Origin of the sequence: Hydrocoleum sp. CS-953, assembly GCF_002260545.1 — a bacterium.
Classification (GTDB): domain Bacteria; phylum Cyanobacteriota; class Cyanobacteriia; order Cyanobacteriales; family Microcoleaceae; genus Trichodesmium.
On record NZ_LGSU01001340.1, the window covers coordinates 1 to 10,340 of the forward strand.

A 10,340-nucleotide genomic window follows, 5' to 3' on the forward strand; every position below is an offset into this window, starting at 1 on the left:
ATTTAAAAGTTATGTAGTTACTAATTGGAAATATGTCCAAAATTATCTAGTAAATTTTAATAGGTCATTAGTAGAACTATATGGTACTATCTCAAACTTGGGGCATTTTTTCTGGCAAGATATTACAGGTATATACTACTTGTACGAACAGAGTTTATTAGAAAAAATAGATTATTTTTGTGGTGGTGATAATCAATACCTAAATTTATTATCTATTTTTCCAGAAATTCCGGAAAATAAAATCTTAAATATGTCAGGAATGTCCTGGGAAGAGCCATTTAGGTTTATGCTGAAAAATAATTTTTTCTGCCTGAGAATAACAGATGCTTTCATTAAACAAAGTATAGGTAGTAGAATTTATCAAGCTGCATATAATCTATGTTCTCAAGAGTTTATAGAAGAAGTGAAAAAAGCCAAAGAAAATAATGATTTACTACTTTGGATAAATGTTAGAACTCATAACAAGGTTTGGATGGATCAGGATAAAAATTATGCCAAAATCATCGATAAATTGACCAATGAATTTTCTCATTTAAATATGGGGGTTGTGTTTGATGGGACTCCAGATGCTAGTGATTGTGTAAAAAGTATAATCGAACAAACTAAATCAAAGGTAAGTTTTTATAATACTACTTTAAAAATTCAATTATATGAAAGTATAGTTTGGGCTAATTATATTGATACTTATATTGCAGTAGTAGGTTCTGGATTAGTAATAACATCATGGTTAAGCGATAAACCAGGTGTAGCTCATGGCGATCGCGCTCATTTGGGACAAAAATGTTTTTGGTCGGAAGTGAAAGAATCTGGTATTGAGCCAGTTTTTTTGAATCACCAAGAAACTAAACAATCACAGAAAGGAGCCTATAAAAATTATCAAGTTGATTGGCAAATTATATATCGAAAAATATTTAAGATTCTCAAAAAAATTGAACAGGAAAAGCTAATGGCTGAAGACAAAAACTAAAAATAGGTAGAAGAGATTATGGTTGTTGCTCACGAACTTTGAATAAATAAAATTATAGATAGATGCAATCTAAAACAATATTAGTTGTCACGACAATTTCAGTACCCAATAAAGTTTTACGAGAATTGGCAGTAGGCTGTCAGTTATCCCACTGGGATTTCATAATCATAGGTGATACAAAAACACCAACTGACTTTTTTTTAGAAGGTTCTCAATATTATGATATTAATGCTCAAATAGCCACAGGATTAGAATATGCCAAACTATGCCCAACTAAACATTACGCTAGAAAAAACATCGGCTATTTATTAGCAATACAAAAAGGAGCAGAACAAATAGTAGAAACTGATGATGACAATTTCCCTCTAGATAGTTTTTGGCAAGAAAAATCTTTAGAAATTAAATGTAAAATTATCGACAATGCAGGTTGGATAAATATCTATAAATATTTTTCAGAAGCACCAATATGGCCGAGAGGATTACCATTAGACAAAATTAATCACCCAGTACCTCCTTATGGAGAATTATCTGAATCTTTATCAGAATGTACAATTCAACAAGGACTAGCTCACAAAAATCCCGATGTTGATGCAATTTATAGATTGATTTTACCTTTACCTCAAGACTTTAGAGATAATGTAAACCTAGCATTAGGTAAAGATAGTTGGTGTCCCTTCAATAGTCAAAATACATATTGGTTTCCCGATGCTTATCCACTTATGTATTTACCTGCATACTGTTCATTTAGAATGACAGATATATGGCGAAGTTTTATAGCTCAAAGAATTTGCTGGGAAAATGGTTGGCGGATTTTATTTCACAGTCCAACTGTTTATCAAGAACGTAATATTCATAATCTTATGCAAGATTTTGAACAAGAGATTCCTGGTTATCTCCACAATGAAAAAATAGCAAAATTATTATCTGAGGTTAAACTAAAAACGGGAAAAAATGAAATATTAGATAACCTCAGAAAATGCTACGATGCTCTAATTGAAAATGAAATATTTCCACCAAAAGAGGGTGATTTACTAGAAGCTTGGTTAAAAGATATAAACAGGACTTACGCATAACCCCCATATCTAGTAAGGGCGAATAGCTATTCGCCCTTACAGATGGTTTACGATTAGATATTTTTCGTAAGTCCTGATAAATTTATTGATGAGTGTCAGGTAAGCTGTGATAATTTTTTTATTTAATTAAGGCGATCGCCTCTTAATTCCCAGACAATTAAGATTAATCCTAATTTCTCAGAATTATACATTAGCTTAGGAGGAGCTTGAGTCTAATCTTAGTTTTCAAATCCTGTGACTTTGGAGATGATATGATAGATTTCAGTAGATATGCAGGAAAATATTTAACTTTCCTGGCGGGAAGTCCCGCGCTCTCCCGCACCTTTAGCGTCGTATGGGAAAGCCAGGGCCAAGATTCGGATACCTTCATAAGNTAAGCTAAACGTTCCTATAGCCTTGACTAACTAGGTACATTTTGTTATAATCAAGCTCAATATACAGGGGGAGGACATCACCTCTGTCACGCGCAGCGGTCAGGGTTTCCCAGACTGAAGAATCCCGCGTTGTCCCGTAAGGGCAACGTCGGGAGTATGTCAATTGTCTACAGGAGTTTGAGGTTTGTCTGGCGATAATTCCAATTTTAATTGCAATGGTTCAAGAAGTTGGTTTAACCCAGTTAGTATTTGATTAATTTGAGATTTTGTTTGCGCTAACTTTTCTGATGTTAATTGAAAACCAGATGGCTGTCTTTTTGCAGTCTGTTGAACTTGGTGTAACTCAAATTTAGTTTGTTCTAACTCTTTATGATTACTATCTAGTTGAGACAAATACTCTTCCAATGTTGCCATCGTCTCTTCTAACTGAGACTGATATTGCTCCAATAACCCCTCAGTCTCCCACAACTGAGACTTAGTTTTATCCAACTCTTTCTGCAATTCCGACTCAGATCCCGACTGCTTCTGTGCTAACTCTGCCTTAACTTGCTCCAACTCTTCCTGTTTCTGCTGCAACTTCCCTTGCGACTCCTCCAATATCCCCATCGTCTTTTCCATCTGAGACTGATACTCTTCCAATACTCCCATCGTCTCATCTAACTGCGACTGCGACTGCTCCAACAATTGCTCAGTCTCCTGCAACTTAGACTTAGTTTTATCCAACTCCTGCTTAACTTCTGAGTCTGACTCCGACTGCTGTTGCTCTCCCTTTTCTTTTAACTGATGTAACTCAAAATGGGTTTGCTCCANCAACTCCTGCTTAACTTCTGAGTCTGACTCCGACTGCTGTTGCTCTCCCTTTTCTTTTAACTGATGTAACTCAAAATGGGTTTGCTCCAACTCTCCTAATACCTCATCTAACTGAGATTGCGATCGCTCCAACTCTTCCCTCACATCATGCAACTCGGACTTAGTTTGCTCCAACTCCTGTTGAGCTTTTTGCCACTTACTCTTAAATTCTTCTAGTTCTGTTTCTATTGTTGATGCCATTAATTTATTTCTCCTCAATTACTGCAAATATTCTCAAGGTCTCGTTCAAATCAAAATCTAAAAATTATAGGACTTACACAGTACAACGTATTTTCGTCATTGCGACGGATAGGGTTTGCGGAGCAGTCCGGAACGGATAGCAATCTAAAATCCTAATTTTTTGTATCTTATGCGTGAGTCCTCAATTAGTTAATTATAATAATGGATAACTTACTTTATCCTCAACCCAATTGTTTCAAACAATCTTCCTGAAAATGAATTATATTATGTCCGGATAATCAGTGATAAAAAAGTTTTTGTTTGTAGTAAAGCTCTAGCCCGAACTGTAGATAGGGCTAGAGCTTTACTACAAGGTTTAATCATAACTATTCAACCGGACATGATAATTAGTTATTTTGTTCTAATTTTATCTGTTTTAGGCGAGACTTTAATTGTTCAAGAACTTGCTGAGATTCTTGTAGATGGGATGGTAGTTCACTCTTTTGAGAGCTTATTTTCGATAACTTAACTACTGCCATAGGAACACGGGTTTCATCCTGTAGTACGGCTTGTAAAGTTAACTCATACTCGGTAGGGAGCTGACTAAAGTCTATCATTTTTTTAAAGCCAGAGTTTCTAGCAGTTTTGCCATAACTTGGATAATCTTTTGCTATATCAGGTCTTTTACAGTCCAGAGGAATCTTCTGAAATACTTCCCCACAACTAACTAATTCCACAAACTTTACAGGAGCAGTTTTTCCTAATACCCAACCTAATACCCAAGCTAGAGAACTTGTTTTAGTGCCTTTGATTGGTTTATCGATCTCAAATCCCTCTAAATATTCAGATGCAGTTTTAACATTTTTGACAACATCAATAATTTCTATGATATCTTGGTCAGCTAGAAGCTCTTCCATTTCAATATCATCTTGATGATACCGCAAAGTAGGTTCGCTATTCCAGGGATCGTAAGGGATTAATTTCTGGGCTTGAAAATTAGGACGGAAAAAGAATTTTCCTCCTTTATTTAACATGGATGCTGTAAAGGAAAATGAGCTATTTGATATAGCTAATATATCGCATTGACTCAAGATGTAAAAATCTGGATAGTAAGGAGCTTTAGGCAACTCAACACCCAAATCTTTAACTGTAATTGGATNTTCGCTATTCCAGGGATCGTAAGGGATTAATTTCTGGGCTTGAAAATTAGGACGGAAAAAGAATTTTCCTCCTTTATTTAACATGGATGCTGTAAAGGAAAATGAGCTATTTGATATAGCTAATATATCGCATTGACTCAAGATGTAAAAATCTGGATAGTAAGGAGCTTTAGGCAACTCAACACCCAAATCTTTAACTGTAATTGGATTGTAATCTGCAAAATCATCAACAACTGCTTCAATTTCATCACTAGCGATAAATAAAACAGGTTCCTCCAAGGTTTCCCAGAAACTAGCCAACCAATCTTTGTACCATTGATTAGGAGCCATATAAACGTATGTAACATCAGGACGTTTTTCTCCCATCAAATATTTATAGTCTCCCCAACGCAAATGTAAGCCAACTATTGTTTTGCCTCGACTCCGCAGTTGATTCATAGCTGCTGTCATTTTTGATGCTACTTCCCCAACTGGTTGAAACAACGACTGAAAATATTCTTTCTCAGGAGCATAGTATCGAGAATGGAATTGAAAAAAACCAAAGAATTCAACGTTCTTGAATGGTTTCTCTGGATCTGGTATAGAGCGGCGACCAGTTGCTCGATCTAATATTTCTGTAACTCGTGGCAAATTTCGCCAATGAGAAATTGGTGGATCGTTACGACCAAAAAGATACCGCCCGATCCAATTAGGAGTTTCAGCACGCAAGTTGTGTTTATGGGCGTAGGTTTTCAAGAAAGCATACTGATATATTTGATTGCCAAAACGACCATATTTACCAAGCTGGGAAAAAGTAACAACTGGTTTTCTCACATAGAAAGCATCTCCCCAACTAGGATGTGGTGTTTTAGTTGCAACTCGCTCAAAGCCATGTTGCTCCAGAAATTCATCAATTTCGTCAATTAATGCACATCCTTCATAAAGTTCTTCATAGTTAACTTCTGTGTTTATTGCATCAACATATTTTAGTAGATTGGTAGCTCCCTGCAAAGCTAATAATTCTGCACCTTGAATATCAATATTTAAAAAATTGTATTCTTCTGGCTGAATTCCTAACTCTTGTAGCAAGGTATCAAGTGTTTTTGCGGGTACTTTAACTTGATGAGTTTCTTTAACATTAGGATAAATATTACTATGACCTTTCAGTGGCAAAATAGAACTGCTTTGTTCATTGGAAGTAACGTGTAAATCAACGGCTCCATTACGATTACTAATCGCACAATTAATTACTTGTACATGAGGCAAATCAGTTACTTGTTTTTGCAACCGTTCAGACACAACTGGATTAGCTTCAATGAACAAGACTTTTTTGACATTCATTGCTTGATATTGTGCCAGTTCTTGTCCCATATATGCCCCAATATTTACCACACCACGGGGAGTAATAGAATGCTGTTGACACAATTCTTTAATGTCTAACATTAAAATTTTTTTCTTGCCTAACATTTGCACTCTAAATCGCTCATTTACTGCTAAAAAGTTGCTGTATCTAAAATTCTCATATTCCGGCAAAAATTGAGGTATNGGAGTAATAGAATGCTGTTGACACAATTCTTTAATGTCTAACATTAAAATTTTTTTCTTGCCTAACATTTGCACTCTAAATCGCTCATTTACTGCTAAAAAGTTGCTGTATCTAAAATTCTCATATTCCGGCAAAAATTGAGGTATATACTCTAGTTTATCTGCCAAAATCTTAAACATTAAATATCGGCAACTTTGCAAATAATCAAAAGCTTGTTTTAAGGTTGTTTGAGAATCAACATAAGTTCCACCATACTCAAATTGAATGTAATCAATTTTTCCCTGTTTCAATAACTTATCGCAGCCCTGAATCACATCCAATTCGCTACCCTCTACATCTATTTTAATAAAATTAATTCTGTTAATTCCTAGACGCCGACAATAACTATCTATAGTAGTAGTCAAGATAGGAAATTCTCTAGGAGGTTGAAATTTCTGCTGCTTTTCGACATTAACTCTTCTATAGAATGTACTTAATCTAGGGTTATTTTCATAATCATAAAAAGTCTTGATTTCTTCAGATTTTCCTAAAGCAAAATTATTGGGAATAATTTTTCCTGACTGAATTTCTGTAGATAGGTTTTGAATTAAATTTCTATATCCTTGTAACCGTGGTTCAAATAGATGTATTTCAGGATTGGGATGATGAGCCAAAACTTCCTGACTCCATTCCCCAGTCGCAGCACCTACATCAAAAACTATATGATTAGGTTTAATAAATTTGGCAATAACGTGACTTTCTCCATTGTTTTTTAAGGAAATACTTGAATTTGGTTTATTTAGCCGAGAATTAGTAGATGAATTAACAGGATTTATTTGATTCTGATTAGAACGATATGGTCTACAAATTTTAGCTATTTCAGCAGTGGTATACTTCCAATCACGAAAAGTAATAATATTTCCCCATTTAGCTTGAGAATTGAATATTGTATCTGCATCTATATCACAAGATTGTAAGTTAAAAATTGATTCATTTACTGCATTATTTCCATCAATAATAATACTGAAATCGTAGTCACATTTTTTTAAAACACTCAAGCATTTTTGGGTTGCTTCTACATATTTTGGCAACCATCCTCCTTTACCACTTCCTTTAATAGATCCGCCGCCATATTCAAACATTACTACCTGGGGTAAAAGTGATTCTGATAATTCTAAAAACTGGGATATAACTAATGATTCTGCTCCTTCAATATCAATTTTAATACAAGTAATTTTTGGCACATTTGCTTCTGCTAATATTTCATGCAAAGTTTTAGATTTTACCTTTTTTGTTTCTGATGAAATTCCCCACCAATCTGACATTATGGAATTAAAATCTAATTGTTTATTTACACCAATATGCAAAGTTTGCCAACCACTTACATCAGAGCAGCAACTCTCTATTAAGGTTATTTTATGTTGTTTACAAACTTCTGTTAGTTCTTTCACTGGAAGTGGCTCGACAGCTATTGTTTTAAATCCTTGTTGTGCAAACTGCTGACAATAAAATGCAAATGTTCCTACACCAATATCGATACAAAAACCTTCTTTTTTTGGGTCGATAACAGGCAATAAGTTTTCCAACAACGCTTGACAACATTTTTCTACTTTCATTTATAAATCTCCATCAACAAAATTTTTGATTTTCGGCAATTACTATTACTTTTAATTTCTTTTAATTAAATCCTCCATCATATATCCATTTATTTATCACTACCTACCAAAACTTTATTCTGTATTTTCATTGTCCGCTTCATTAACTTCTGCCATTCTTCAGAATTTGTCAGTTTTTCACTATCAAACTCTATACCTTTTGTCTGAGAGAAATTAGCAAAACTATCTAACCAATCCATTACTATTTCTGTCCGAGAATTTTCTGTATATTTCAAAGACTTCTGAAGGCGCTCTTGCATCTCTGCTAAATTATTATTTTGATAAGCATACCATGCTTCCCATATTAACAATTTATATTCTGTTTTACCCTCTGATTTTGAATTGCTCAAAATAGCTTGCTGATATTGTAATTTTTCTAATTCTGACTTAGTTTTTACTAATTCTTTCTGCAAGTTTTGTTGTTGAGATTGAGACTGTTGCAATAATACTTCTGTCTTCCGCCATTGAGTCTGAACTTCTTGCAATACTGCTTGAGTTTCTTGTAGTTGCATTTGCTTATTTTCCCGTTCTTCATCAGTTTGATGTAGTTGAGTTTGAAACTCTGTTAATAAGGCTTTTGTTTGTTGTAATTGAGAGTGAGATTCTTGTATTAATTTTTCTGTCTCCTGAAACTGATACTGTGATTTTTCCCACTCTTCCTGAGTCTGATGTAGTTGATATTTATAAGTTAGTAATTTATTTGCACTTTCATATAAATTCTGTTTTGTTTGTCCTAATTCTACTTTAGTTTGTTTATTTTCCAAATTGGATTTCTCCAATAATTCTGCTGTTTTCTCTAACTGAGATTGAGATTTTTGATGTAATGACTCTGTTTGTTGAAGTTTATATATAAATTGTTCTAATTCTTCTTGAGTTTGATGTAGTTGTGACTGATATTGTCCTAATTCTGCTTGGGTTTGATTTAGCTGAGATTTGATTTGTATAAATCCTTTTTCTGTCTCTTGAGATTTTTTTAATTCACTTTCTGTCTCCTCTAGTGTTGACTGACATTCTCTTAGTTCAGTTTGAGTTTGATTTAACTGAGATTTAGCTGTAGCCAGTTCATTTTCTGTTTGTTCAAATTGTGTTTCAATCTCTTGAAGTTTTTCAAGTTTATCCTGTGTTTCTTCTAATATTTTTTCTGTGTTTTGGAGTTGTTTTTGAGATTCTAACAATTTTGTTTCTGTGGCATCGAGTTGAGTAACATTTTTTTCTAACTCATCTCCTGTTTCTATTAACTTAGACTTGGCTTCGGTTAGTTCTAACTGACTTTGTTCGTATTGATTTTTATATTTTTCTAGTTCTGCTAGTAGAATTTTATTTTGTTTTTCTAAATTAGATAAATTCATCCAATCTTGAAACGCCCAAATTCTATAGGGAGATGATTTAATTAATTCCTGCCAGGAAAAATCTGGTATTTCATCCTCTGGATTCCATGCTCTTGCTTCTAATTCCTGATACATTTCTATAGCTTCAGGAAAGTAATAATCTATAATAGTAGGTCTATGACTTTCTGTTGATACTCGATTATTAAATAATGATGGGTCGTAAACATTTACAGCCGGATTATTCAAGTTTGTCTTAAATTTTTGATTGATTTTTTCAATAAATGCTTCTTGGTTACTAATTATTGTCTGAATATTTATTAACAGGCAATTATTAGCGGCATGATTATAAAAATCAATAATTTTTTGATTGTAGTGTAACCATGATTTTACTGCTAGTTCTGGTTGACTTTTAAATATTTCATCTTGCCAAGAATATAGAGAGTCAACTACTTCCCAAGGAGAACGATAAATTAATATAAATTTGGCATTTGGTAGCAGTTCTGCCCAAAAATCTAGGAACAAAGTTGTGCGGGGTTCTTTCCATCCCCAACTGCCACTTATTGAATTTTTGGCGATAATTTCTTTAGCTTTTTCTTGAAAATTTTCTTCTATATATATTTTTTCTTGTAAAGTCCACCCATCCCCATCTATACCTTGGGATTGTAATACTTGTTTATGAAATTCATAGAAGTCTAGATTTTCCAAATATCCTTTAGTATTGTAGTCTGTTCCCTCCATTAATTTTCGACCAATATGCAAACCTGCGCTTTGGAGGATAGAAGCTGTTAAGGAACTTCCTGAACGGTGCATACTGCTAATAATTAGAGTTGATTTTTCTGTTTTTTGCATCATAGTAGATTTTGATTATGTCTTACTTAAGATTAGTATTTACAAATTGATGATTTCTAATTAATTCCCAAAGGTTTAAAGAGTCTCCTAATAATGGATAATATCATGTCTGGTAGCATGGGTATTGCAAGTGATAAGGTAAGGAAGAAGGAATAATTCAATAATTGATAATTGATAATTGATAATTACCTCTTCCTTTTAGGTAGAGGATTGAAGAACAGGAAAATTTTTTCTTGTTTCTCCACGGCGAGTTAGAGGGTTTAAACCTTTATTTTTCAGTAAAGGAAAAACCTTAGATAAGGTAAATATTTTCCCAACTTTTACACGACGCGACCATACCAGCGCACATGATATTATTTATAGAAATTCCCATACTGATGAGGTACAAAATTCGTTTGTTT

2 protein-coding genes and 3 pseudogenes are annotated in these 10,340 nt (G+C 33.8%); 2 read left to right on the forward strand and 3 right to left on the reverse strand.

Features of this window, described 5'->3' with window-relative positions:
* Positions 1-967: pseudogene (locus AFK68_RS37325) on the forward strand (hypothetical protein); the annotation flags it as partial.
* A gap of 62 nt (positions 968-1,029) precedes the next feature.
* Positions 1,030-2,040 carry an STELLO glycosyltransferase family protein gene (locus tag AFK68_RS25145; RefSeq protein ID WP_094676042.1) on the forward strand — a complete coding sequence of 337 codons (1,011 nt, stop codon included), beginning with the start codon at positions 1,030-1,032 and terminating at the stop codon, positions 2,038-2,040.
* Positions 2,041-4,603: 2,563 nt separating this feature from the next.
* Here AFK68_RS25145 and AFK68_RS39730 read toward each other — a convergent pair.
* The 3 genes and pseudogenes from AFK68_RS39730 to AFK68_RS25160 all read right to left on the reverse strand — a co-directional run.
* Positions 4,604-6,049: pseudogene (locus AFK68_RS39730) on the reverse strand (FkbM family methyltransferase); the annotation flags it as partial.
* Positions 6,050-6,128: 79 nt separating this feature from the next.
* Positions 6,129-7,723 (reverse strand): annotated as a pseudogene (locus AFK68_RS46420) (FkbM family methyltransferase); the annotation flags it as partial.
* Positions 7,724-7,812: 89 nt separating this feature from the next.
* Positions 7,813-9,942, reverse strand: a complete 2,130-nt coding sequence (locus AFK68_RS25160; RefSeq protein ID WP_094676048.1) for a sulfotransferase — start codon at positions 9,940-9,942, stop codon at positions 7,813-7,815.
* Between the last annotated feature and the right edge of the window lie 398 nt (positions 9,943-10,340).